26 protein-coding genes and 1 riboswitch are annotated in these 22,947 nt (G+C 73.3%); of the genes, 7 read left to right on the top strand and 19 right to left on the bottom strand.

The window, feature by feature from the left end; genetic code table 11:
• Positions 1-53: 53 nt before the first annotated feature.
• The 12 genes from ACF3NH_RS17280 to ACF3NH_RS17225 form a co-directional block, all read right to left on the bottom strand.
• Entirely contained in the window at positions 54-557 is a 504-nt protein-coding gene (locus ACF3NH_RS17280) for a hypothetical protein (RefSeq protein ID WP_198364702.1), read from the bottom strand.
• Positions 554-1,129: a hypothetical protein gene (locus ACF3NH_RS17275; protein ID WP_370591910.1), complete on the bottom strand. Its 576-nt coding sequence runs from the start codon at positions 1,127-1,129 to the stop codon at positions 554-556. The genes ACF3NH_RS17280 and ACF3NH_RS17275 overlap by 4 nt, the downstream gene beginning before the upstream one ends.
• Before the next feature lie 85 nt (positions 1,130-1,214).
• Complete coding sequence (acpS, locus tag ACF3NH_RS17270; protein WP_422924434.1) at positions 1,215-1,628, bottom strand: holo-ACP synthase; 414 nt, start codon at positions 1,626-1,628, stop codon at positions 1,215-1,217.
• A gap of 31 nt (positions 1,629-1,659) precedes the next feature.
• On the bottom strand, positions 1,660-3,951 hold the full coding sequence (locus ACF3NH_RS17265; RefSeq protein ID WP_422924432.1) for a RelA/SpoT family protein: 2,292 nt from the start codon (positions 3,949-3,951) through the stop codon (positions 1,660-1,662).
• An 82-nt stretch (positions 3,952-4,033) separates the two neighbouring features.
• Complete coding sequence (gene rpoZ / locus ACF3NH_RS17260; RefSeq protein ID WP_198364705.1) at positions 4,034-4,429, bottom strand: DNA-directed RNA polymerase subunit omega; 396 nt, start codon at positions 4,427-4,429, stop codon at positions 4,034-4,036.
• A gap of 79 nt (positions 4,430-4,508) precedes the next feature.
• Positions 4,509-5,000: a 2-amino-4-hydroxy-6-hydroxymethyldihydropteridine diphosphokinase gene (folK, locus tag ACF3NH_RS17255; protein ID WP_422924430.1), complete on the bottom strand. Its 492-nt coding sequence runs from the start codon at positions 4,998-5,000 to the stop codon at positions 4,509-4,511.
• The gene (locus ACF3NH_RS17250) at positions 4,997-6,685 is read right to left on the bottom strand and encodes an NTP transferase domain-containing protein (protein WP_422924428.1); all 1,689 of its coding nucleotides are present in this window, start codon (positions 6,683-6,685) and stop codon (positions 4,997-4,999) included. Before ACF3NH_RS17250 ends, folK begins: the two co-directional genes overlap by 4 nt.
• Positions 6,682-7,395 (bottom strand): XdhC family protein, encoded by a 714-nt coding sequence (locus ACF3NH_RS17245; protein ID WP_422924426.1) that lies wholly within the window; start codon positions 7,393-7,395, stop codon positions 6,682-6,684. Before ACF3NH_RS17245 ends, ACF3NH_RS17250 begins: the two co-directional genes overlap by 4 nt.
• Positions 7,392-7,721: an XdhC family protein gene (locus tag ACF3NH_RS17240; protein ID WP_198364709.1), complete on the bottom strand. Its 330-nt coding sequence runs from the start codon at positions 7,719-7,721 to the stop codon at positions 7,392-7,394. The genes ACF3NH_RS17245 and ACF3NH_RS17240 overlap by 4 nt, the downstream gene beginning before the upstream one ends.
• 206 nt (positions 7,722-7,927) lie before the next feature.
• Positions 7,928-9,091 (bottom strand): vWA domain-containing protein, encoded by a 1,164-nt coding sequence (locus tag ACF3NH_RS17235; protein WP_422924424.1) that lies wholly within the window; start codon positions 9,089-9,091, stop codon positions 7,928-7,930.
• Positions 9,092-9,100: 9 nt separating this feature from the next.
• Positions 9,101-10,051, bottom strand: coding sequence for an AAA family ATPase (locus ACF3NH_RS17230; RefSeq protein ID WP_422924422.1), 951 nt, complete (start codon positions 10,049-10,051; stop codon positions 9,101-9,103).
• Positions 10,052-10,054: 3 nt separating this feature from the next.
• The gene (locus ACF3NH_RS17225) at positions 10,055-10,897 is read right to left on the bottom strand and encodes a CoxG family protein (RefSeq protein WP_422924420.1); all 843 of its coding nucleotides are present in this window, start codon (positions 10,895-10,897) and stop codon (positions 10,055-10,057) included.
• A gap of 176 nt (positions 10,898-11,073) precedes the next feature.
• Here ACF3NH_RS17225 and ACF3NH_RS17220 point away from each other — a divergent pair, with 176 nt between their 5' ends.
• The 3 genes from ACF3NH_RS17220 to ACF3NH_RS17210 all read left to right on the top strand — a co-directional run bounded on the left by ACF3NH_RS17220 (position 11,074) and on the right by ACF3NH_RS17210 (position 13,905).
• Positions 11,074-12,429: an O-acetylhomoserine aminocarboxypropyltransferase/cysteine synthase family protein gene (locus tag ACF3NH_RS17220; protein ID WP_422924418.1), complete on the top strand. Its 1,356-nt coding sequence runs from the start codon at positions 11,074-11,076 to the stop codon at positions 12,427-12,429.
• A gap of 17 nt (positions 12,430-12,446) precedes the next feature.
• Positions 12,447-13,490: an isopenicillin N synthase family dioxygenase gene (locus ACF3NH_RS17215; RefSeq protein ID WP_422924416.1), complete on the top strand. Its 1,044-nt coding sequence runs from the start codon at positions 12,447-12,449 to the stop codon at positions 13,488-13,490.
• 109 nt (positions 13,491-13,599) lie between these two features.
• Positions 13,600-13,905: an alkylphosphonate utilization protein gene (locus tag ACF3NH_RS17210; RefSeq protein ID WP_198364714.1), complete on the top strand. Its 306-nt coding sequence runs from the start codon at positions 13,600-13,602 to the stop codon at positions 13,903-13,905.
• A gap of 4 nt (positions 13,906-13,909) precedes the next feature.
• On the opposite strand, the gene ACF3NH_RS17205 is transcribed toward ACF3NH_RS17210, so the two are convergent.
• The 4 genes from ACF3NH_RS17205 to ACF3NH_RS17190 form a co-directional block, all read right to left on the bottom strand.
• A complete protein-coding gene (locus ACF3NH_RS17205) occupies positions 13,910-14,722 on the bottom strand; it encodes a hypothetical protein (RefSeq protein ID WP_422924414.1) in 813 nt (270 codons plus the stop codon).
• A gap of 92 nt (positions 14,723-14,814) precedes the next feature.
• Entirely contained in the window at positions 14,815-15,837 is a 1,023-nt protein-coding gene (locus ACF3NH_RS17200; protein ID WP_422924412.1) for an ABC transporter substrate-binding protein, read from the bottom strand.
• Positions 15,834-16,598: an ABC transporter permease gene (locus tag ACF3NH_RS17195; protein ID WP_198364717.1), complete on the bottom strand. Its 765-nt coding sequence runs from the start codon at positions 16,596-16,598 to the stop codon at positions 15,834-15,836. The genes ACF3NH_RS17200 and ACF3NH_RS17195 overlap by 4 nt, the downstream gene beginning before the upstream one ends.
• A complete protein-coding gene (locus tag ACF3NH_RS17190; protein WP_422924410.1) occupies positions 16,595-17,338 on the bottom strand; it encodes an ABC transporter ATP-binding protein in 744 nt (247 codons plus the stop codon). The genes ACF3NH_RS17195 and ACF3NH_RS17190 overlap by 4 nt, the downstream gene beginning before the upstream one ends.
• A riboswitch (TPP riboswitch) is annotated at positions 17,334-17,445 on the bottom strand. (Overlaps the previous gene by 5 nt.)
• 107 nt (positions 17,446-17,552) lie before the next feature.
• Here ACF3NH_RS17190 and ACF3NH_RS17185 point away from each other — a divergent pair.
• The 3 genes from ACF3NH_RS17185 to ACF3NH_RS17175 are packed head-to-tail and all read left to right on the top strand — an operon-like array spanning position 17,553 to position 19,711.
• The gene (locus ACF3NH_RS17185; protein ID WP_422924408.1) at positions 17,553-18,692 is read left to right on the top strand and encodes an acetoin utilization protein AcuC; all 1,140 of its coding nucleotides are present in this window, start codon (positions 17,553-17,555) and stop codon (positions 18,690-18,692) included.
• 7 nt (positions 18,693-18,699) lie between these two features.
• A complete protein-coding gene (locus ACF3NH_RS17180) occupies positions 18,700-19,188 on the top strand; it encodes a DUF192 domain-containing protein (protein ID WP_198364720.1) in 489 nt (162 codons plus the stop codon).
• Positions 19,178-19,711 carry a lysozyme inhibitor LprI family protein gene (locus ACF3NH_RS17175; protein WP_422924406.1) on the top strand — a complete coding sequence of 178 codons (534 nt, stop codon included), beginning with the start codon at positions 19,178-19,180 and terminating at the stop codon, positions 19,709-19,711. Before ACF3NH_RS17180 ends, ACF3NH_RS17175 begins: the two co-directional genes overlap by 11 nt.
• A gap of 11 nt (positions 19,712-19,722) precedes the next feature.
• Here ACF3NH_RS17175 and ACF3NH_RS17170 read toward each other — a convergent pair whose 3' ends face one another.
• Positions 19,723-20,715: an MBL fold metallo-hydrolase gene (locus ACF3NH_RS17170; RefSeq protein WP_422924404.1), complete on the bottom strand. Its 993-nt coding sequence runs from the start codon at positions 20,713-20,715 to the stop codon at positions 19,723-19,725.
• A complete protein-coding gene (locus ACF3NH_RS17165; RefSeq protein WP_198364722.1) occupies positions 20,712-21,605 on the bottom strand; it encodes an ATP-binding protein in 894 nt (297 codons plus the stop codon). The genes ACF3NH_RS17170 and ACF3NH_RS17165 overlap by 4 nt, the downstream gene beginning before the upstream one ends.
• Before the next feature lie 105 nt (positions 21,606-21,710).
• On the opposite strand from ACF3NH_RS17165, the gene yajC reads away from it, so the two are divergent.
• Positions 21,711-22,049: a preprotein translocase subunit YajC gene (yajC, locus tag ACF3NH_RS17160; protein ID WP_422924402.1), complete on the top strand. Its 339-nt coding sequence runs from the start codon at positions 21,711-21,713 to the stop codon at positions 22,047-22,049.
• An 86-nt stretch (positions 22,050-22,135) separates the two neighbouring features.
• Here the strand turns inward: yajC and ACF3NH_RS17155 are convergent, their stop codons facing one another.
• On the bottom strand, positions 22,136-22,774 hold the full coding sequence (locus ACF3NH_RS17155) for a superoxide dismutase (protein ID WP_198364724.1): 639 nt from the start codon (positions 22,772-22,774) through the stop codon (positions 22,136-22,138).
• Between the last annotated feature and the right edge of the window lie 173 nt (positions 22,775-22,947).

Genomic DNA, 22,947 nt, shown 5'->3' with positions numbered 1-22,947 from the left:
CGCCCGGTATGGCGCCACGGCGCGGCTCTGCCAAGCTTGGCCGTTCAGCGGGGCTACTGCAACGCGCCCCAGCGCTCCACGGCCGGTTCGGCGATGGCCCATTTCCAGCCCTCCGACTGCCGGCAGACGGTGGTGACGAAGATCCCGGCGGGCGGGCCCTCGGGGGTTTCGCCCGCCAGGGTGAACAGCGCCTCGCGGCATTGCGCCAGGGGCGTGTCGAGCAGCCGGACCAGCCGCACCGTTCCCTCGGCGTCCTTGTAGCCGAAGGGCAGGCCATGCCCGGCCTTCCAAGGCCGGACCTCCTCCGGCCCGAGGTCGCCGATGACGGCGGCGATGGCGTCCTGCTCGTCCTGCTGGAGGCCGCGCATCCAGCTCGCCACCATGGCGTCCGTCGCCACCCGCACGCCGAGGCCGACCGCGTAGCCGACGGCCACATTGGTGGTCACGGCGCCGGTCACCAGGCCGCTGGCGCCACCGGCGATGCCGCCGGCGATCTCGCAGCCGCCGAGCAGCGGCAGGGCGAGCAGCAGGGCGCCGGCGCGGAGCGCCAGCCTCATTGCAGGGAGCCCCACCGCTCCGTGGCAGGCTCGGCGCTGGCCCATTTCCAGCGTTCGCCCTGGCGGCAGATGATGGCGGTGTAGAAGTCCTTCTCCGGCGACGGCGCGGCGGCCACTCCGGGGCCGGCCGGCGGTTGCGGCGCGATGGGAGGCACGGCGCTGGCCTGCACCTCGGCCGGCGGCGGCTGGCGCTGGACGGAGAAGACGATCTCGCGGCAGGCCAGCCCCAGGGCGCCGATCTCGCGGCTGACCGTGACCTCGCCCTGGTGGTTGTCGGCGATCGGGATGGCGTGGCTGACCGACCAGCTCGCCACCGCCCCCATGCGGAGCGGCCCGGCCGCCGCCGCGATGCTGTCCTGCTCGGCACGCTGCATCCGCCGCTGCGTGTACTGCAGCCCGGCCCGCGCCACGGTCTGCACGCCGAGGCCGATACCGGCGGCGACCGCGCCATTGTCGGTCACGGCCTTGGAGATCCCGGCGCCGGCAAGACCGGCGAGATCGGCCGTGCCTTCCGTCAGCAGGGCATTGCAACCGGGCAGCAGAAGCAGCCCCAACAGCAGCACGCGCTTCACGGCCCGGCGCCTCCGTGGATTCCCGATCGTTCCGGCATAGCCGTTCGGCCTTCGCGGGTCGAGCCGCCGGCTCCGAAGGCCCGGCTCAGACCGGCGCGATGCGCACCGCGGCGATGATCACCACGGCCTGGGCATAGGGGTATTCGTCCGTCATGGTCAGGCTGATCTGGGCACCGAAGCCGTGCGGCGTGATGGCGTCCAGCCGCTTCGCCGCGCCGCCGGTCAGGCGCAGCGAGGGCTGCCCGGAGGAGAGGTTGACCACGCCGAGGTCGCGCCAGAAGACGCCCTGGCGGAATCCGGTGCCGAGCGCCTTGGCGGCCGCCTCCTTGGCCGCGAAGCGCTTGGCGTAGGTGGCGGCGCGCAGCTTCTCGGTGCGGCTCTCGGCCTTCCGCCGCTCCAGCGGGGTGAAGACGCGCTCCAGGAAGCGCGCGCCGTAGCGTTCGATGGACCGCTCGATGCGGCGGATATCGACGATGTCGTTGCCGAGGCCGATGATCATCCCGGTGGCTTACCGCCGGCGGCGCGCGGCGTCATCCCTTGCTGCGCTCGACCTGGATGATGCCCGGGCAGGCGCGCAGGGAGGCGACGATGTTGGACAGGTGCCGCAGGTCGCTGACCTCCAGATCCACCACCAGCTCGGCGAAGTCGGTGCCGCGATGGGTGAAGCGCAGGTTGTGCAGCTTGCCGCTCTGCTTGGCGATGGCCACCGTCATGGCGGCCACGGCCGCGTCCTCATTGGCGGTGACGACATCGATGCGGCCGAGATGCCCGCCCCCCGAGCCCGCCTCGTAGTCCCAGTCCACGTCGATGAAGCGCTCCGGCGTCGCCGCCAAGGCCTCGAGGTTGTGGCAGTCGCTCTTGTGGATGGTCACGCCCTTGCCGGTGGAGACGATGCCGACGATGCGGTCGCCCGGCACCGGATGGCAGCAGCCCGCGAACTGCACCGCCATGCCGGCGATCAGCCCGGTGATGCCCGAGGCGGCCTCGCGCCGCCGCTCGGTGCGCATGACGGTGGCGCCGGGCTTGCCGCGGGCGCGGGCCAGCGGCAGGTGGTCCATCGGCCGGGGCGGGCCGCGCAGCTCGGGGATGGCGGCGTGCAGCACCTCCCGCGCGCCGAGATTGCCGTTGCCGACGGCGGCGCAGAGATCCTCGAAGCTGGTGTATTTCAGCGCCTTCAGCGCCGGCTCCACCAGCTTCTCGGCGAAGTCGAGGCCCTCCTGGCGGAAGGCCTTGGCGATGGCGCTGCGGCCCTGCTCCTGGAACTCGCTGCGCTGCCGGGCGAGGGCGAAGCGCTTGATCCGCGCCTTGGCCTTGCCGGTGACGACAAAGCGCTCCCAGGCCGGGTTGGGCGTGCCGCCGCGCGCGGTGATGATCTCGACCTGGTCGCCATTCTCGAGCTGGTGCCGGAGCGGCACGATGCGGCCGTTGATCTTGGCGCCGACGCAGGCGTCGCCCACCTGGCTGTGCACCTGGTAGGCGAAGTCGATCGGCGTCGCGCCGCGCGGCAGGGCGATCAGGTCACCCTTGGGCGTGAAGCAGAAGACCTGGTCCTGGTGCAGGGCGAGCTTGGTATGCTCCAGAAAGTCCTGCGGCTCGGCGGCCGTCTCCAGGATCTCCAGCAGCTCCTTGACCCAGGGGTAGCGCCGGCGCTTCGGCCCCTCCGACGCCCCGCCGCCGCCCTGCTTGTACATCCAGTGCGCGGCCACGCCGTACTCGGCGATCTCGTGCATCTCCGGCGTGCGGATCTGCACCTCGATCTTGGCGTTGCGCCGCTCCGGCACGGTGACGCCGGTGTGCAGCGACTGGTAGCCATTGGGCTTGGGTGTCGAGATGTAGTCCTTGAACCGCCCGGGGACCACGCGATAGGCCGAGTGGATGGCGCCCAGCGCGGCGTAGCAGTTCGCCTTGTCCGTCGTGACGATGCGGAAGGCCATGATGTCCGAGAGCTGCTCGAACTCGACCTTCTTCTCGTGCATCTTCAGCCAGATCGAGTAGGGCGACTTCTCGCGCCCCGTCACCTCGATGACCGGGATGCCGGCCTCCTTCAGCTTCGCCCGCAGGTCGGCCGCGACATCGTCGATCAGGTCGGCGCCCTGGCCGCGCAGGAAGGCGAGGCGGGCGGTGATGGTCTGGTAGGCATCGGGCTGCAATTCGCGGAAGGAGAGGGACTGCAGCTCGGTCTTGACCGCGTCCATGCCGATCCGCTCGGCCAGCGGCGCGTAGATCTCCATCGTCTCGCGGGCGATGCGGGCGCGGCTCTCGGGCTTCGGCTTGAAGTGCAGCGTCCGCATGTTGTGCAGGCGGTCGGCGAGCTTGACCAGCAGCACGCGGATATCCTCGCTCATGGCGAGGACGAGCTTGCGGAAGTTCTCGGCCTGCTTGGTGCGCTCGGATTGCAGCTCCAGGCGGGTCAGCTTGGTGACGCCGTCCACCAGCCGGGCGATGTCGCCGCCAAAGCGCCGCTCCAGCTCGGCGAGCGAGATGGTGGTATCCTCCACCACGTCATGCAGCAGGGCGGTGGCGATGGTGGCGGTGTCGAGCCGGTAGCTGGCCAGGATGCCGGCAACGGCGAGAGGATGGGTGATATAGGGCTCGCCATTCTCCCGCGCCTGCGAGGCATGGGCGGTGGCGGCCATGTTGTAGGCCGCCTCCAGCAGCGCCACATCGGCGCGCGGGTCATAGGCCGCGACGCGGCGGGCGAGCTCGGATCCCGGCGTCTCGATGACCGGCTCGGCGGGAGGTGCCACCGTTCCGTTCGGAACCGGGGCAGACGGCACCGGGGCAGACGGCACCGGGGCAGACGGCACCGGGGCGACGCCCATGGCGGGGCCCGGCAACCCCTCGGGTGCGCGCGGCGACGGGTCGTGCGGGAGCCCGTCCGCCGGTTTCAAGCGCGCCCCCGGCTCAGCGGCGCCCGCCGCCCAGCTCGGCGGCGATGGCCGCCTCGATGTCATCCGGCGAGAGATCCTCGCCGCCGGCCTCCGGCAGGGGCTCGTCGTTCACATCCATGACGCCGAAGATGTTCTCGTCGGTGGCGATGAGGTCGATCACCTCCTCCTCCACCGGCTCCGGCTCCGGCGCCCGCAGCAGGGACTTCACCAGGTCCTCGTGCAGCGAGTCGAGCGGCACGGTCTCGTCGGCGATCTCGCGCAGCGCGACGACGGGGTTCTTGTCGTTGTCGCGATCGAGCGTCAGCTCCTCGCCCCGGCTGATGTTGCGGGCGCGCTGGGCGGCGAGCAGAACCAGCTCGAAGCGGTTCGGAATCTTCAGGATGCAGTCTTCGACCGTGACGCGGGCCATGGGGCGGCCTCCAACTCAATACTGTGCTGAACCCCCGAGATAACCACCGCACCCGCGAAAGGCAAGTGTTCCGGCGGACCTACAGCCGGCGCATGCCGGCCTCCGGCAGGCCGGAGAGCAGGGCCGCGACGCCTTGGCCGAGCGCCGGATGCACCCATTCCGGCGCCACCTCCGCGAGCGGTTGCAGCACGAAGCGGCGCAGATGCGCGCGCGGATGCGGCAGGAGCGGGTCCGGCCCCCGCCGCACCGTCCCGTTCAGGTCGATGATGTCGAGATCGAGCGTGCGGGGCGCGTTGGGATAGGGCCGCTCCCGCCCCGCTTCCCGCTCCAGCCCCTGCAGCGCGCGCAGCAGGGCGTCCGGCTCCGGCGCCCCCTCGCAGCGGGCGACGCCGTTCACGTACCACGGCGCGCCCGGCAGCGGCGGCTCCGGCGCGGTCTCCCACCAGCCGGAGAGGGCGACGAGGCGGAGGCCCGCCAGCCCGTCCAGCGCCGCGGCGGCGGCGCGGCAGGTGGCGAGCGGCGCCGCGCCGTCCGGGCCGGGCAGGTTGGCGCCGAGCGCGATCAGGATCATGGGACCTGTCCGGCGGGGTCGGCGGGCGCGAAGTCGGGCGCGGCGCGCAGCGCCTCCGGCGTGTCGAAGTCGCGCAGCACGGCGTCCTCCAGCTCCACCTCGGCGACCTGCTCGGCATGCGCGATCAGCAGGCGGCGGGCGCCCGCGTCGCCGGTCAGGCGCTGCATCTCGGGCAGGAAGCGGCGGGCCCAGAGCACCGGGTTGCCCTGCTGCCCGGCATGGGTCGGCAGCACGATGGCGCGGCCCTCCTCGGGATCGAAGGCCTCGATCAGCCGGTCGAGCATGGCGGTGGTGACCAGCGGCATGTCGCCCAGGCAGACCAGCACGCCCTCCGCCGCCTCCGGCACGGCGGCGAGTCCGGCCCTGAGCGAGGCGGAAAGTCCCGCGGCATAGTCCGGCGCCGCCACCAGGCGCACCGCGCAGCCCGCCAGCGCCGCTTCCACCCGCTCCCGCTCATGGCCGGTGACGACGATCACCGGCCCGGCCCGGCTGGCCAGCAGGGCCTCGACCACCCGCCGCAGCATCGGCTGCCCCTGACGGTCCGGCACCAGCAGCTTGTTGCGCGGCGCCATGCGGCGGGAGAGGCCGGCCGCCAGCACCAGCCCCGCCACCGGCCGCGCCCGCCGCGCCGCCGCCGGAGCGGGGCCCGGAGCGGCGCCGTTTGCGGGCGCGCCGCCGCGCGAGGCGGCCTCGCGCGGCAGCGGACGCAGCTCGATCTCCTTCAGCAGGCCGCCCACCCCCATGCCGGCGATCTCTGCGCGGCCCACCGGCAGGCCGGCGAACAGCCGCTGCAGCACCCAGTCGAAGCCGTTCAGCTTCGGGCTGCGGGCGCAGCCGGGCAGGACCATGGCGGGAACCTCGCCGATCCGGCCGAGGCAGAGCAGGTTGCCCGGATCGACCGGCATGCCGAAATGCAGGATCTCGCCCCCGGCCAGGACGATGCCCGCCGGCCCCACATCGCGCCGGTCCACCACCGCCGAGGCGCCGGCCACCAGCAGCATCTCCGCCCCCCGCTCGCCCAGGCGCCGCAGCGCCGCGGCGATCGCGCCCGCCTCATGCGCGCAGCGCTCGGGCGGCAGCAGCCTGCCGCTCAGGCCGGCGACGCGCTCCGCCGTGGCCTCCACCGCGCCCTCCATGACGCTCTCCTTGAGCCCCGGCAGCTCCGTGAGCACCAGCCCGACCGTGAGCGGCCGGAACGGATGCAGCGCCAGCAGCGGCGCCTCGCGCGCCAGCGCCTCCGCCGCCTCCAGCACCGCGCCCGGCACGGCGAAGGGAATGATCTTGGCGGTCGCCAGCATCTCCCGCGGCGAGACCGGCACATGGCCCGGCAGGGTGGCGAGCGTCAGCCCCTCGTCCAGGGCGTTCAGCCGGTCCACCCGCGCGCGGTCCACCACCAGCAGCCCGGCCGCCCCGGCCAGCAGGTTGACCCGGCCGGTAGCGGCGCGCGTGCGGGTGAGGTGCGGCCCGAGCAGGGCCTCGCCGAGGCGGTGCGCCGCCGCGTCCTCGGCCACGTCGCCCTCCTCCAGTCGGGCGGCGATCACCGCCTCCTCGCCGGCCTCGCAGAGCGCCGCGATGGCGGTGGCGTCCAGCACGGTCCCCTTCTTCAGCACGCGGCCCGGCAGGCGCCGGGTATGCGCCAGCACCGCGCCGAGCGCCTGGTCGAGGCGGGTGGGGCCGAAGATCATGGCGCCGGCGCCGCTTCGCGTGGCTTCCCGATCTCCGCTCCACGGCGGCGGGCCACGATCTCGGCCATGATGGACAGCGCGATCTCCGGCGCCGTCACCGCGCCGATGGCCAGTCCCACGGGGGCGGCGATGCGCGCCGTCTCCGCCTCGCTCAGCCCCGCCTCGGCCAGCCGCGCCAGGCGCTTCGCATGGGTGCGGCGGCTGCCCAGCGCGCCGACATAGAAGGCGGGGGAGCGCAGCGCCACCTCCAGCGCCGGGTCGTCCAGCTTGGGGTCATGGGTCAGGGTGACGACGGCGGTGCGGCTGTCGGGCGCCAGGCCCTGCATGGCCTCGTCCGGCCAGTCGCCGACCAGCGTCACGGCGGCGCCGAAGCGCTCCTCGGTGGCGAAGGCGCGGCGGGGGTCGACCACCGTCACGGCATAGCCGAGCCCGGCCGCCATCGGCACCAGCGCCTGGGCGATGTGCACCGCGCCGACCACGATGAGCCGAAGCGGCGGATTGTAGGGCTGGACGAACCAGGAGACGCCCTCCTCGGTCAGGCTGCGCGCGGCGTCATTGGCCAGGGCCTCGCGCGCTGCCTCGGCCAGGGCAGCGGGCAGCTCGTCCTCGGGGTGGAGGTGCTGGGCGCCATCGCTCAGCCGGGTCAGCACGGCGACCGGGCGGCCCGCCGTCCGCGCCGCCCGCAGGCGCGCCAGGAAGCCGGCCTTCATGCCGCGGCGTCCAGCTTCTCGACGAAGACCTTGAGCTTGCCGCCGCAGGCCAGCCCGACCTCCCAGGCGCGCTCGTCGCTGATGCCGAAGTCGAGCAGCTGCGGCTGGCCGTCGGCCATGCTGCGCCGCGCCGCCTCGGCCACCGCGCCCTCGATGCAGCCGCCGGAGACGCTGCCCGCCAGCCGGCCCGAGGCGGTCACGGCGAGTTGCGAGCCCGCGGGGCGGGGGGAACTCCCCCAGGTCTCCACCACGGTGGCCAGCGCCACCGTCTCCCCGGCCGCCAGCCAGTCCGCGGCGGTCGAGAGAATGTCTTCCTGGTCGCTCATGCCGGTCCTCCGTCCCTGGAGAGTCTCGATCTCGGAAGGCCTGGCGCCCGGCCCGCCGGCTGTCCGGCGTGGGGAGGGGCGGGGCGGCAGGCCCTGGATTCGACTCGGGCAGATCCCGATCCGGCGGAATCACCGGATCGGGTGAAGATGCTCGCAAGACAAGTGGCTGGAGCGTTTGCCGTGAGCCAATGCGAACGGAAAACGCTCTAGCGCCGCGGCGCCGGGGCGGAGAGGGTCCGCACCAGCGCGCGCAGGCTCTCCAGATTGTGGACAGGACGGTGCTCATGCACCAGGGGCAGCATGGTGCGGATGCCCTGGGAGCGTGGCTGGAAGCCCGAGAAGCGCAGCAGCGGGTTCAGCCAGATCAGCCGCCGGCAGGAGTTGCGCAGCCGCTCGGTGGCGGCGGCGAGCTTCGCCAGATCCGCCTCGCCGCCGCGCTCCAGCCCGTCGGTGATCAGCAGCACCACCGCGCCCTGGCCCAGCACGCGGCGCGACCACTGGCGGTTGAACAGCTCCAGCGCCTCGCCGATGCGGGTGCCGCCGGACCAGTCCGGCACCATGTGGCTGACCATCTGGAAGGCGGCCTCGGGGTCCCGGTGGCGCAGCGCGCGGGTGATGTTGGTCAGCCGGGTGCCGAAGAGGAAGCTCGCCACCCGGTCGCGGTCCGAGGTGACGGCGTGCTGGAAATGCATCAGCACCTGGGCGTAGCGCGCCATGCTGCCGGAAATGTCGCAGATGACGACGAGGGGCGGCGGCCGCACCACCCGGCGGATGCGGCGCAGCTCCAGGATCTCGCCCCCCTGGCGCAGGCTGGCGCGGATGGTGGCGCGCAGATCGGCCCGGCGCCCGGCGGGGTCGGGGCGGAAGCGGCGCGTCGGGCGGGCGTCGAGCGGCAGGGTGAGGCGGCGGATCTCCTGCCGGGCGGCGGCGATCTCGGCCGCGCCCATCGCCTCGAAATCCATGGTCTGCAAGGCCTCGCTGGCGCTGACCGTCAGGCTGGCGTCGATCCGCCGCTCCGCCGGCGGGGGCGGCTGCGCCGGGGGCGCGGCGCTGCCCAGCGCCTCGGCCAGGCGGCGGCCGCCCGGCGGCGGCTTCGGCGGTTCCCGGCCCTGCTGCAGCGCCTCCATGGCGGCGGCGTGCCGCCCCGCCTCAGGGTCGCGCCACCAGAGTCGGAAGGCGTGGTCGAAGATCTCGGCATGCTCGTGCCGGTGCACGAGGGTCGCCTGCAGCGCCGCCTGCACCTGGTACCGGTCGCCGATCTCGACGCGCCGCAGCGCCTCCGCCCCGGCCAGCATCTCGCCCGGCCCGATCGGCAGGCCGGCGCGGCGCAGCAGGCGGCCGAAGCCGAGCAGGTTGGCGGCGAGCGACACCGTCCCGCCTCAGAAGGGGATGACGGGCTTGGGCCGGCTGGCCTCCTTCGCCGCCTCGACCAGCCTGGCCGCCTCGGCGCCGCGCAGCTTGGCGATGTCGTCCTGGTACTTGAGCAGGGCGCCGACCGTCTCCTCGACCAGCACCGGCTCCAGCTCCCGCGCGTCCAGGGCGCGCAGCGCGGCGGCCCAGTCGATGGTCTCGGCGACGCCGGGATACTTGAAGAAGTCGCCCGAGCGCAGCGCCTGCACGAAGGCGACGATCTGCGCCGAGAGGGCCACCGGGAGGTCCGGCTGGCGGCTGGCCAGGATGGCGCGCTCCCGTGCCGCGTCCGGGTAGTCCACCCACTGGTAGAGGCAGCGGCGGCGGATGGCGTCGTGCACCTCCCGCGTGCGGTTGCTGGTCAGCACCACGATGGGCGGCGTCTCGGCGCGGATGGTGCCGAGTTCGGGGATGCTCAGCTGGAAATCGGCCAGGATCTCCAGCAGGAAGGCCTCGAAGGGCTCGTCGGCGCGGTCCAGCTCGTCGATCAGCAGCACCGCCGGGCTGCCCGAGAGGGCCGAGAGCAGCGGGCGTTCCTGCAGGAAGCGCCGGTCGTAGATGCCGGCCTCCAGCGCCGCGCGGCCCTCCGTGCTGTGCGCCGCGCCGGAGGCCTCCGCGAGGCGGATCGCCATCAGCTGCCGCGCGTGGTTCCACTCATAGGCGGCGGCCTGGAGGTCGAGCCCGTCATAGCATTGCAGCCGCACCAGCCGCCGGCCGAGGCCGGAGGCCAGCACCTTGGCGATCTCGGTCTTGCCGGTGCCGGGCTCGCCCTCCAGGAACAGCGGCCGGCCCATGGCCAGCGCCAGATGCACGGTGGTGGCCAGCGCCCGGTCGGCGACATAGCCGCCGGCCGCCAGCAGGCGCTCGGTCTCGGCGACCGAGGCGGGAAGGGCCGCCGCCGGCGTGGCGCTGGCGCTCATGCCTCAGCCCAGCACGAAGAGCAGGAAGAGGATCACCACGAAGATCGCCGAACCGCCCCAGAACAGCAGCGGCAGGCCGAAGATCTCGTCCGGCAACAGGGAGAAGATGGAGATCCCGGCGGGCGCGGGGGGTGGCGCGGGCCGCGTCGCCGGCGGCGTCGCGGCGGCGCCGGGCTGCCCGGCATGCGCCTGGCCGCCGGGCGGGGTGCCGCCGGCATGCTCGGTCAGCCCGGCGCCGATGCCGGTCGCGGCACCGAGCCGCTCCACCGGCGAGGCGTCGCCGACCGGCGTGCCCGGCGCGGGGGTCGGGACGGTGCCGGGGGGCAGGGCGGCCTCGGCGGAGGGGCGCGGCGCCGGCGCCTCCGCCGATGCCCCTGCCTCCGCCCTGGCCTCCGCCCCCTGGGGGGCGTTCATCTGGGCGGCGAAGCGGGTGAAGAACTGGTCGGCCATCTGCTTGGCGGTGCTGTCGATCAGCCGCGCGCCGAGCTGCGCCATCTTGCCGCCCACCTGCGCCTTCACGGCATAGCTGAGCAGGGTGACGGCCGGCGCCTCCTCCTTCAGCGAGACATCGGCCCCGCCCTTGGCGAAGCCCATGGCGCCGCCATTGCCCTCGCCCGAGATGGTGTAGGATTCCGGCGGGTTGATGTTGCTGAGCTGCACCTTGCCGGTGAACCTGGCGGCCATCGGGCCGATCTTGATCGAGACGCGCGCCTGGAAGGAATCCTCGCCGGTGCGCTCCACCGATTCGCAGCCGGGGATCGAGGCGCGCAGCACCTCCGGGTCGTTCAGCCCCTCCCAGACGGTCTGGCGCGGCGCCTCGATGCGGCGTTCACCGGTCATTTCCATCGTCAACTCTCCCTGTAACCCGATACGCGAAGCTAGGCCGGGCCGGGGCCGGGGGAAAGGGTGGCTCCGCCGCCTCCGTCACCGAGCCGGCCAGAGGGGGCGGCCGCTTTCTTATTGACTTTATGATTTCGCTGTTTCTGTAATTACCAAAGATAGAATGTGATTTGGGGGACGGCATGAGCCAAGCAGCGGGGGATGGCGAAGTGCAGCAGGGCGCAGCCGCGGCCATTGGGCCGCAGAAGCCGGAGACCCTGGCGCTGCACGCCGGATGGCGGGCCGATCCCGCCACGGGGGCCGTCGCCGTGCCGATCTTCCAGACCACCTCCTACCAGTTTCCCGATGCGGCGCATGCCCAGCAGCTGTTCGCGCTGGAGAAGCTCGGATTTACCTACACCCGGACGGGAAATCCCACCACCGACGTGCTGGAGAAGCGTGTGGCGGCGCTGGAGGGGGGCGTCGGCGCGCTGGCCCTGGCCTCCGGCCAGGCGGCCTTGGCCTTCGCCCTGCTGGCCCTGGCGCGGGCGGGGGACAATGTCGTCGCCAGCACCGACCTCTACGGCGGGACCTGGAACCTGCTGGCGAACACGCTTGGCCGCCAGGGCATCGAGGTCCGCTTCGCCGATCCGGCCGATCCGGAGAATTTCCGCCGCCTGACCGACGAGCGCACCCGGGCCTATTACGGCGAGACCCTGCCGAATCCGAAGCTGACCGTCTTTCCCATCGCCGAGGTCGCGGCGATCGGCCGGCCGCTCGGCATTCCCCTGATCCTGGACAACACCGCCGCGCCGCTGCTGGCCCGGCCGCTCCGGGATGGCGCCGCCGTGGTGGTCTATTCGGCCACCAAGTATCTCGGCGGCCACGGCACCAGCATCGGCGGCATCATCGTCGATGGCGGGCATTTCGACTGGACGGCGCATCCGGCCCGGCAGCCGGCGCTCAACACCCCCGATCCGAGCTATCACGGCGCGGTCTGGACCGAGGTGGCGGCGCGGCACGGCATCGGTGCGTATGTGGCCCTGGTGCGCAGCACGGTGCAGCGCGACCTCGGCGCGCCGATCTCGCCCTTCAACGCCTTCCAGATCCTGCAGGGCATCGAGACCCTGGCGCTGCGCATCGAGCGGCACTCGGCCAATGCCGCCGCCGTGGCCGAGTGGCTGTCCCGGCACCCGCGCGTCAGCCGGGTGATCCACCCGACGCGGCAATCCGGCGCGGCGCGGGCGCGGGCCGAGCGCTACCTTTCCGGCGGCTATGGCGGGCTGGTCGGCTTCGAGCTGGCCGGCGGCGCGGCCGAGGGCGCGCGCTTCATCGACCGGCTGAAGCTGTTCTACCACGTGGCCAATATCGGCGACGCGCGCAGCCTGGCGATCCATCCCGCCACCACCACCCACAGCCAGCTCTCGCCCGAGGAGCAGGCGGCCAGCGGCGTCACGCCGGGCTATGTCCGCCTGTCCATCGGCATCGAGCACATCGACGACATCCTGGCCGATCTGGACCAGGCCCTGGCCGGCGCGCGCCTCGCCGCCGCCGCCTGAACGACGAGGAAACCCGCATGACCGCCCCTGTCGCCGCCGGTATCACCGAACTCCCGCTGCTCGATCTCAGCCGCCTCGACGCCGGCCCGGAGGAGCGCGCCGCCTTTCTCGCCGAACTCCGCGCCACGGCGCGCGACGTCGGCTTCTTCTACCTCGGCGGCCATGGCGTCACCCAGGCCGAGATGGAGGCGGTGCTGGCCATCTCGCGCCGCTTCTTCGCCCTGCCGGAGCCGGACAAGCTCGCCGTCGAGATGATCCATTCGCCGCATTTCCGCGGCTACAACCGCGTCGGCCGCGAGCTGACGCGCGGCCGGCAGGACCAGCGCGAGCAGTTCGACGTGCATGCCGAGCGGGAGGCGCTGGACTGGCGGCCGGGCGATCCGGGCTGGAAGCGGCTGCAGGGGCCGAACCAGTGGCCGGAGGCGCTGCCGGAGCTGAAGCCCGCCCTGCTGCACTGGCAGGCGCGGCTCACCGAGGTCGGCATCCGCCTGCTCCGCGCCTTCTCCGAGGCGCTGGTCGGCCAGCCGGATGCGCTGGAGGCGATCTATGCCGGCCAGCCGAACCAGACGATGAAGATCATCCGCTATCCCGGCCAGGACGGCGCCGGCGACCAGGGCGTCGGCGCGCACAAGGACAGCGGTCTGCTGACCTTCGTGCTGCAGGACAGCCGGCGCGGCCTGCAGGTGCAGAACGAGGCGGGCGCGTGGATCGACGCCGAGCCGCGCCCCGGCACCTTCGTGGTGAATATCGGCGAGCTGCTGGAACTGGCCTCGAACGGCTACCTCAAGGCGACACTGCACCGTGTGGTCAGCCCGGAGGCGGGGGCGGAGCGGATCTCGGTCGCGTTCTTCCTCGGCGCGCGGCTCGATGCCGAGGTGCCGCTGCTCGACCTGCCGCCCCATCTGGCCTCCGAGGCCAAGGGGCCGGCGAGCGACCCGCAGAACCCGCTCTTCCGCTCGGTCGGCCAGAACTACCTGAAGGGCCGGCTGCGCTCGCACCCCGACGTGGCCGAGAAGTACCACGCCGACCTGCTGGCGCAGCCCGCGGCCGTCCCCGCCTGAGCGGAGCCCGCGCGCGCCCTGCCATGCGCCCCCTTGCCATGCGCATCAGGGCGCTTGCGCGAAGCCCGGCCCGGGCGGAGAACCGCCGCGTTCCAGCAGGGAGGCGGCGATGTCCGGCGATGAGGACTATGTCTATGACGAGGCCAGCGGCGAGTGGCGCCCGGCCTCGGAGGTCGCGGCGGCCACCGCCGCGGCGGCCCGGGTGGAGGTGCGCGACGCGGCGGGCAACCTCCTGGCCGATGGCGATTCCGTCACGCTCATCAAGGACCTCAAGGTCAAGGGCGCGAACCAGACCCTGAAGCAGGGGACGGTGATCCGCTCGATCCGCCTGACCGCCGATCCCGAGGAGATCGACTGCCGCCACGACAGCATCAAGGGCCTGGTGCTGCGCACGGAGTTCGTGCGCAAGCGCTGAGGCCTCAGGCGGCGAGCGCGGCCAGCAGCGGCGCGTCCAACCCCTCGCCGGGGAGGCCGAGCTCGGCCCGCAGCGTGGCGATGGCGGCGAGGCTGCGGCGGCCGATGATGCCGTCGATCGAGCCGTCATAGAAGCCGCGCGCCTTCAGCGCCCGCTGCACCGCCCGGAGCCGGGGCAGCGGCAGCGCCTCCGATCCCGCCTCCGGCCAGGGGATGCAGCGCTGCGCCCGTTCCAGCCAGCCGTAGCGGTCCTGCAGTCCGGTCAGGCCGCCATTGATGCGGCGGGTCAGCCCGGCATAGTCGCCGGCATCGCAAAGCGGGTTGAGCCGCTTCCAGGACCAGTAGGCGCAGGCGATGGTCACGGCATGCGCGGGGTCGTCGGCGAGGCCCGGCTCCTCCTCCAGCGGCAGGCCGCAGAGCCGGCCGAGGGCGCGGTAGGTCTCCCGCCCGGTGATCTGGATATAGCCGCGCCCGCGGTAGCGGTAGCCATCGCCCGGCCGGTCGTTGCCCATGCGCCCGCCATAGACGGCCTCGGCCAACGCCTCGGGCGAGAAGGCGAGGCGACGGGCCGCCTCGGGCGTCGGGAAGCGGGAGGGCCAGACCTGCATCAGCCGGGCGGCGGAATAGGCGAGGTTCTCCGTCCGCAACTGCAGCCCGCCCGATTCGTGACCGAGCTGCGCCAGGAAGAAGTGGCAGCGCTGCCGGTTGGCGGCCAGCCCGTGCGCGGGGAGAAGCCGGGCCGCCTCCGCCGCGAAGGCGGTGAGATGGGCGGCCGGGGCCTCCGGGTACAGGGCGCGCAGTTGCGGCAGCGTGAGCATACGGGAACTCCTTCCTGGCCCGATCGGGCATTCGGAAGAAATTCCTATATCAAACGCGACGCTCGCACAAGGGAATTAGGATTTAATTCTCCTCAGGCAGCGGGAAGCTCCACGGCGTACCGCTCCACCGGCGGCACCGCGCCGATCATCGCCTTGTCGTGCAGGAAGCGGGCGAAGCGCTGGTAGCGGTTCGCGTCGAGCGCCGCCGGGGCCAGGGCGAAGCGGTTCAGCGTGTCGCGGAAGGCGCGGCGGTTGAGCTCGTTGTCCAGCTCCTTGCGCGGCCCGGCGATGAACATCTTCCAGGACTCGTCGGGATTGTTGATGAGGAAGGTGGTGGCGCCCTCCAGCGCGTCCATGAAGCGGCGCAGCGCCGGGTCCCGCGCCCGGTCGCGGTGCGCGACATAGATCAGCTCGTCATAGATCGGCATGCCGTGCTGCTCGGGATAGAAGGCGCGGCCGGGCCGGCCCTCGATCTCCAGCTGGTGCAGTTCGAAGTTGCGGAAGCCGCCGAGGATGGCCTCCACCTGCCCGGACATCAGCGCCGAGGACAGGCCGAAATTGACGTTGACCAGCTGCACGTCCCGCACGCCGAGCCCGACCGTGCCCAGGATGGTGCCCACCGCCACCTCCTCGAATCCGGCCGTGCTGAAGCCGATGCGCTTGCCCCTGAGGTCGGCGAGCGAGCGGATGGGGCCGTCGCGCAGCACCGAGAGGGTGGAGAGCGGCGTCGCCACCAGCGTGCCGACGCGGACCAGCGGCAGGCCCTGGTCCACCGCCAGATGCAGGTTCTTCTGGTAATAGACGCCAAGGTCGGCCTGCCGCGCCGCCACCATGCGGGGCGGGTCGTTCGGATCGGCCGGGGCGATGGTCCGCACGGCGAGCCCGGCGCGGCCGAAGAAGCCGGCCTCCTGCGCCACCACGATCGGCGCATGGTCCGGATTGACGAACCAGTCGAGCAGCAGGGTCAGCGAGGCCGGCGCGGCGGTCGGTGCCGGGGACTGAGCCGGCGCCTGGGCCGGCGCCTGGGCCGCGGCGGGGCCGGCGAGCGGCAGGGCCAGGGGCAGTGCCAAACCGGGCAGCGCCCGGCGGGTGATCCCAGGGGTCGTCCCGGTCATGACGGTCTTCCTTTCTCGGTGTCCTCGGAGAGCTGGTCCGGCTGCCAGGGCAGCAGGGCCCGCAGCAGCCGGTCGGTCGCGAACCACAGCGCCATGGCCATGCCGGCCAGGAGGGTCAGGGCGGCGAACATCACGTCGGTCTGGCTGCGGCCATTGGCCTGCAGCATGACGTAGCCAAGCCCCGCCGAGGCGCCGACCCACTCGCCGACCACGGCGCCGATCGGCGCCACGGCGGCGGCGACGCGCAGGCCGGAGGCCAGGCCGGGCAGGGCGGCGGGCACGCGGATGCGCCACAGCGCCGCGCGGCGGGAGGCACCCATGGTGGCGGCAAGGTCGAGCCAGCCAGGCTCCGTCCGGCGCAGCCCGTCATAGAAGGCGGTGGCGACGGGGAAGAAGATGATGATGGTCGCCATGGCGATCTTGCTGCCCAGGCCGAAGCCGAGCCAGAGCGTCAGCAGCGGCGCGATGGCGAAGACCGGGATGGCCTGGCTGGCGACCAGCAGGGGCAGCAGCCAGCGCCGCCCGCCACGCCAGGCGGCGAGCAGCAGCGCCGTCGCGCAGCCGAGCAGCGTGCCGAGGGCGAGGCCGAGCAGGATCTCCGTGCCGGTCGTCACTGCATGCGGCCAGAGGATCTCCCAGCGCCGCCAGAGCACATCCGCGACGCGCAGCGGGGAGGGCAGCAGGAAGGGCGGCACCTCGCTCCAGCGCACGAAGCCTTCCCAGATCAGCAGCAGCCCGAGGGCCGCGAGCAGCGGCCTCACGCCGCCTCCGCCAGCCGCTCGAGCAGCGCCGCCTGCGCGGCCAGCACCGCGGGCTCGTGCGCGGGGCGCAGCGGTTCGCCGGGGGGCATCGGCTGCTCCTCCGCCACGGCGCCATCCGGGGCCGGGCGCAGCACCAGGATGCGGTGCGCCAGGCGCAGCGCCTCCAGCGGGTCGTGCGTCACCAGCAGCACGGTGCGGCCGCGCAGCAGGCCGGCGGCCAACCCCTGCAGCCGGTGCCGGGTGGGGGCGTCCACGGCGCTGAAGGGCTCGTCCATCAGCACGATCGGCCGGTCCTCCATCAGCGTGCGGGCGAGGGCGGCGCGCTGCCGCATGCCGCCGGACAGCTGGGCCGGCCGGGCGCCCTCCCGCCCGGCCAGCCCGACGGCGGCGATGAGCGCGCGGGCGCGGTCGAGATCGGGGCGCTCGCCGCGCAGCCGCGCGCCGAGCGCGACATTGCCGATCAGGTCGAGCCAGGGCAGCAGCAGATCCTGCTGGCCCATCCAGGCGACGCGCCCCTGCAGCGGCCTGCCGTCCCCGGTCGTGACCCGCGCGCCCGGCGGCAACGGCAGCAGGCCGGCGAGCAGACGCAGCAGGGTGGATTTGCCGACGCCGGAAGGGCCGAGCAGGGCGGTCAGCCGCCCGGCGGCGACATCGAGCCGCGCCGCGCCCAGGATCGCGCGGCCGCCCAGCCGGATGGCGGGCAGGGACATATGCAGGGCAAGTCCATCCGAGGATGCCATGGCAGACCACCGATCCCTTCGCCGGCATGACCCGGATCAGGTTCAAGGGGTCGCAGGGCCCATCCCTGCCTCTCAGCCCGCGCGATCGGGCTCCCCCCGGAAGATGACGTCTCTATGCGACAGGCGCGGGCGGGGCGCAAGCCCGGGCGGCCGGAGGCTTCCCATCCGCCGCCGCGGCCCCATCTCCAGGAGCCTCCCTCTCCGCCGTGACCGGATGCCCGCCCCCTCGCCACGCCTCATCGGTTCCGAGATCTACCGGAAGTCCACCTACGGGCCGAAGCACCCGCTGGCCATCCCGCGCGTCTCCACCGCGCTGGACCTGATCCGCGCGCTGCGCTGGCTGCCCGGGGATCGCTACCTCGACAGCCCGCGCGCCACGCCGGCCGAGCTCGCGCGCTTCCATCACCCGGACTACATCGCCGCCCTGATGCGGGCCGAGGCGGAGCAGGCGGTGCCCGCCGAGGTGCGCGAGCGCTTCCACATCGGCGCGCGGGGCAACCCGGTCTATCCCGAGATCTTCCGCCGCCCCGCGACCAGCGCCGGCGGCGTCCTCCTCGCCGCCAGCCTGACGGCGGCGGAGGGCGGCACCCTCCATGTCCCCGGCGGCGGCACGCATCACGGCCGGCCGGACCGCGCCAGCGGCTTCTGCTACCTGAACGACGCGGTGCTCGGCCTGCTGCGCTGGTGCGATCTCGGCCTGACCAACATCCTCTACATCGACATCGACGCCCATCACGGCGACGGTGTGCAGGACGCCTTCCAGGACGACCCGCGCGTCTTCACCCTGTCGATCCACGAGGGCGGGCGCTGGCCCTTCACCGGGGCGCTGGAGGACCGCGCCGGCGGGTATGCCCGCAACATCCCGGTGCCGCCGGGACTGAACGACAACGAGTTCCTCCACCTGCTGCGCCAGGCGGTGCTGCCGGTGGCGCGCCACCTGCGGCCGCAGGCGATCATGCTGCAATGCGGCGCCGATGCGCTGGAGGAGGACCCGCTCGCGCGGCTCTCGCTCTCGAACAACGCCTACTGGGAGGCGGTGCGCGCCATCCGGGGGATGGCGCCGCGGCTGATCGTGCTGGGGGGCGGGGGCTACAATCCCTGGTCGGTGGCGCGCTGCTGGGCCGGGATCTGGGGCGTGCTGGATGGGCGCGAGCCGCCGGAGCGCCTGCCGCCCGAGGCGGAGGCGGTGCTGCGGGCGCTGAGCTTCCATCGCGCCGCCGGCCGCAACCCGCCGGAGCACTGGTTCACCACCCTGCGCGATCCGCCACGGCCGGGACCGGTGCGGGGCGAGATCCGGCATCTGGCCGCCGCCACGCTGGAGGGGCTGCCGGACCCCCTGCGCGGCGTGGCATAAGGGCGTCATGCATCGCCGCTCCCTGCTGGCCCTCGCCGGGCTGGCCGCACTCGCCAACCGCTCCGCCCCGGCCCAGGGCTCCTCCCCCGAGGGGCCGCAGCCGCGCCTGCCCACCGAGCCGCTCGTCATCGTCACGCGCGACGGCCAGCGTCATGCCTTCAACGTCGAGATGGCGCTGACGCCGGAGCAGCAGACGGTGGGGCTGATGTTCCGGCCCGAGGTGAGGCCGGACGAGGGCATGCTCTTCGACTGGGGCCAGCCGCGCGAGAGCGCCATGTGGATGCGCAACACCATCGCCTCGCTCGACATGCTGTTCATCGCCGCCGACGGCCGCATCCACCGTATCGCCGAGCGCACCGTGCCGCGCAGCCTGGCCACCATCGAGAGCCGGGGCGCGGTGCGGGCGGTGCTGGAACTGGCCGCCGGCACGGCGGAGCGGCTGAACCTGCGCCCCGGGGACCGGGTGCTGCAGCGGATCTTCGGCAATGCCGGCTGAGGCCGGCGGCACCGGACCGCGCCGGAGGGCGCCGCTCGCCATCCTCGCCCTGTCGCTCGTGGCGATGCCGCCGGGCGTCGCCGCCGGCGCCAGCTTCGACTGCGGCAAGGCGCGCGGCGCGGTGGAGCGGATGATCTGCGCCGACGACGAACTCTCCGGCCTGGACGAGCGCATGGCCGCCGCCTTCCGCGCCGCCGGCGGACCGGCATCCGGCGCCGCGCTGCGCCAGGAGCAGCGGGCCTGGCTCACCGCCCGCGACCGCTGCGGCGACGCCGCCTGCCTGCGGCGGGCCTATCGCGACCGCATCGCCGCGCTCGAGGCCGCGCCGGCGCCGCCGGTGGGAGCCTGCCGCGCCGAGCGCGGGGCCGCCGCCGCCCGGGAGCTGGTGCGGCGCTGCATCCAGGTCTCGCCCGCCACGCGCCCGCCCTGCCACGACTCCAATCCCTGCGCCATGATCGAGGATGAGATCGCGCGCGGCTGCGGCTTCCTGCCCACGCCGCGGCCGGCCTTCTGCCCGCGCTGAGCCGCCCCGCCTCAGGCCAGCGCGAGCGGCACCAGCACCGTCTCGCCGCAGCCGGGCGCGCGGAAGGCGCTCTCGGGGATTCCCATCGCGGCGCGCGCCGCGGCCAGCCGCCGCTCGGGTTCGTCGATCGGCTCCCGCGTCAGCTGGAAGGTGCCGAAATGCATCGCCAGCGCCCGCCGGGCGCGGAGGTCGCGGAAGGCCCGCACCGCCTCCTCCGGGTCGATATGCACGACGTCCATGAACCAGCGCGGCTCGTAGGCGCCGATCGGGATCAGGGCGAGGTCGAAGGGGCCGAGGCGGCGGCCGATCTCGGCGAAATGCGCGCCCCAGCCGGAATCGCCCATGAAGTAGAGCCGGCCGCCGGCTGCCGTCTCCAGGGCGAAGCCGCCCCAGAGCGTCCGGGCCCGGTCGTGCAGCCCGCGCGCGGCGAAGTGCCGGGCCGGGGTGAAGCGCGCGCCGACGCCGCCGGGCAGGGGCGCCGCCTGCCACCAGTCCAGCTCCACCACGTCGCGCAGGCCGTGCCGGCGCAGGAGCCCGGCATTGCTGAGCCCGGTCAGGATGCGCGGCGTGTCGCGGCGCTGCAGGCGCTTCAGCGTCGGGATGTCGCAATGGTCGTAGTGGTTGTGGCTGAGCAGGACGGCGTCGATGCGCGGGAGTGCCTCGAAGGCGAGGCCGGGCGGCCGCACCCGCTTCGGCCCGAGGAAGGGCAGCGGGCTGCAACGCTCGCTCCAGATCGGGTCGGTGATCAGCGTCGGTCCGCCATGCAGGCGGATCAGGAAGCTGGCATGGCCGAGGAAGGTCACCGCCGCATGACCGGGCGGCGGCGGCTCCGGCGGCGCGAAGGCCGAGCCGGGCGCGGGGCGTGCCCAGCGCGGCGCGCGGGCCTCGCGCATCAGCCGCCAGAGGGCGCGGAAGCTCTGCCCGGCCACGGAGCCGTCGGGGTTGAGGAAGGCCCGCCCCTTCCGCGACGCGCCCCGGGCGCCTTCGAGGTCCGGTGCCGTCACGCCGGGATGGCGACGCCGAGCCGGCCGGCCAGGTCCAGGATGAACTGCCAGGCGACGCGGCCCGAGCGGCCGCCGCGCGTCACCGACCATTCGACCGCCGCGCGGCGCAGATCCTCCGGCGCGATCTCCAGGCCGAGCGCGGCGGCATAGCCCTCCACCATGGCGAAGAAGGTCTGCTGGTCGGCGTTGTGGAAGCCGATCCAGAGGCCGAAGCGGTCGGAGAGCGAGACCTTCTCCTCCACCGCCTCGCCGGGATTGATGGCGGTGCTGCGCTCGTTCTCGATCATGTCGCGCGGCATCAGGTGGCGGCGGTTGCTGGTGGCATAGAACAGCACATTCGCCGGCCGGCCCTCGATGCCGCCATCCAGCACCGACTTCAGCGCCTTGTAGTCCTGGTCCTCGCGCTCGAAGGAGAGGTCGTCGCAGAAGACCAGGCAGCGGCGGGGGCTCTGGCGCAGCAGGTTCAGCAATTCGGGCAGGGTGCGGATGTCCTCGCGCTGGATCTCGATCAGCGCCAGCGCCCCGGACCGGCCCCCGCCGCCCTCCGCGTTGGCGGCGGCATGCGCGGCCTTGACCAGGGAGGACTTGCCCATGCCGCGCGCGCCCCAGAGCATGGCATTGTTGGCCGGCAGGCCGCGCGCGAAGCGCCGGGTGTTCTCCAGCAGCAGGGATTTCTGCCGCTCCACCCCCTGCAGCAGCCCGATCTCCACCGCCGCGACGCGCGGGACGGGCGCCAGCCGGGCCGGGCGGCCCTCCTGCGCCGGGTGCCAGACGAAGGCATCGGCGGCGGAGAGGTCCGGCGCGGCGGCGGGCGGCGGGGCCAGGCGCTCCAGCGCCTCGGCGATGCGGGTCAGGGCGGGCAGCAGGGCGGTGTCGTCGAGGCTGGACAAGCGAAGGCTCCGGGCGGCGGGCCGCGTTACAGGACGGACAGGTTGACGGGCGGCCCAGCGAGGCTAGTTTCGCGCGCCACACACGGCAAGACGGAAGCCCCTTCGATGCTCATCTCCCCCGCCTATGCCCAGGATGCCGCGGCCGCCGGCGCCGCCGGCATCGTCATGCAGCTCGCGCCGCTGATCCTGATCTTCGTCGTCTTCTACTTCCTGCTGATCCGCCCCCAGCAGAAGCGGGCCAAGGAGCACCGCACCATGCTGACGGCGCTCAAGCGTGGCGATCGCATCATCACCGGGGGCGGCCTGATCGGCAGCGTGACCCGGGTGAAGGACGGTTCGGACGAGGTCGAGGTCGAGCTGGCGCCGAATGTGCGGGTGACCGTGGTGCGCAGCACCATCGCCAGCCTGGTGCGCGCCCCGGCGGCGGCGAACGACAGCAAGTAGAACCGCGCCATCGGACGGAAAGCGAGAAGGGCGCCGGGGGGATACCCCGGCGCCCTTTCGCAGTCAGTGTACCGGATGCGCCCGGTTCAGGCGCTCTGGCCGGACTTCAGGCCGCCATTCAGCAGCAGCTCCTCGACCTTCTCCCAGTTCACCAGCTTGTTCAGGAAGTTGTCCAGGTAGCCGGGGCGGACGTTGCGGAAGTCCAGGTAGTAGGCGTGCTCCCACACATCGGCGCCGAGGATCGGCGTGCCCTCGCCGGTGGAGAGCGGGTTGGCGCCGTTCGGCGTCTTGGTGACCTTGAGCTTGCCCGAGCCATCGACGATCAGCCAGGCCCAGCCGGAGCCGAACTGCGTCACGCCGGCCTGCTTGAAGGCCTCCTTGAACTGGGCGAGGCCACCGAAATCCTCGTCGATCTTGGCGCCGATCTTGCCCGGCAGGCTGTCCCCGCCGCCATTCGGCTTCATCACCTGCCAGAACAGGATGTGGTTCCAGTGCTGGCCGGCCTGGTTCAGCACCGGCAGGCCCTCGGCGCCGGCCTTGCCGGCCTCGGCGACGATCTGCTCCAGCGACTTGCCGGCCAGGCCCTTGCTCTCCACCAGGCCGTTCAGCGCGGTGACATAGGCCTGGTGGTGCTTGCCGTGGTGCAGCTCCAGTGTCTCCTGGCACATGCCGGAGCCGGCGAGGGCGGAGGCGTCGTAGGGAAGCGGCGGAAGGCTGAAGGCCATGGTGGCTGAACTCCCGATGAATGACAGGAACCGAGTGGACGATTCCCGGGGCGCCGGGGTTCCGGCGCCGCGGCCCGTCAGAGCTAGGCGTGCCCCCCCTGTGCGTCAACCGGGCCGCCGTTACAATGCCGGTTCCATGAACACCGCACGCCGGCCGCCATCGCCCTTGTGCG

This window comes from Pseudoroseomonas sp. WGS1072 (genome assembly GCF_049340465.1).
Lineage (GTDB): Bacteria > Pseudomonadota > Alphaproteobacteria > Acetobacterales > Acetobacteraceae > Pseudoroseomonas.
The sequence above is the reverse complement of the archived record's forward strand: the minus strand, read 5'-3'. Positions and strand labels throughout refer to the sequence as shown.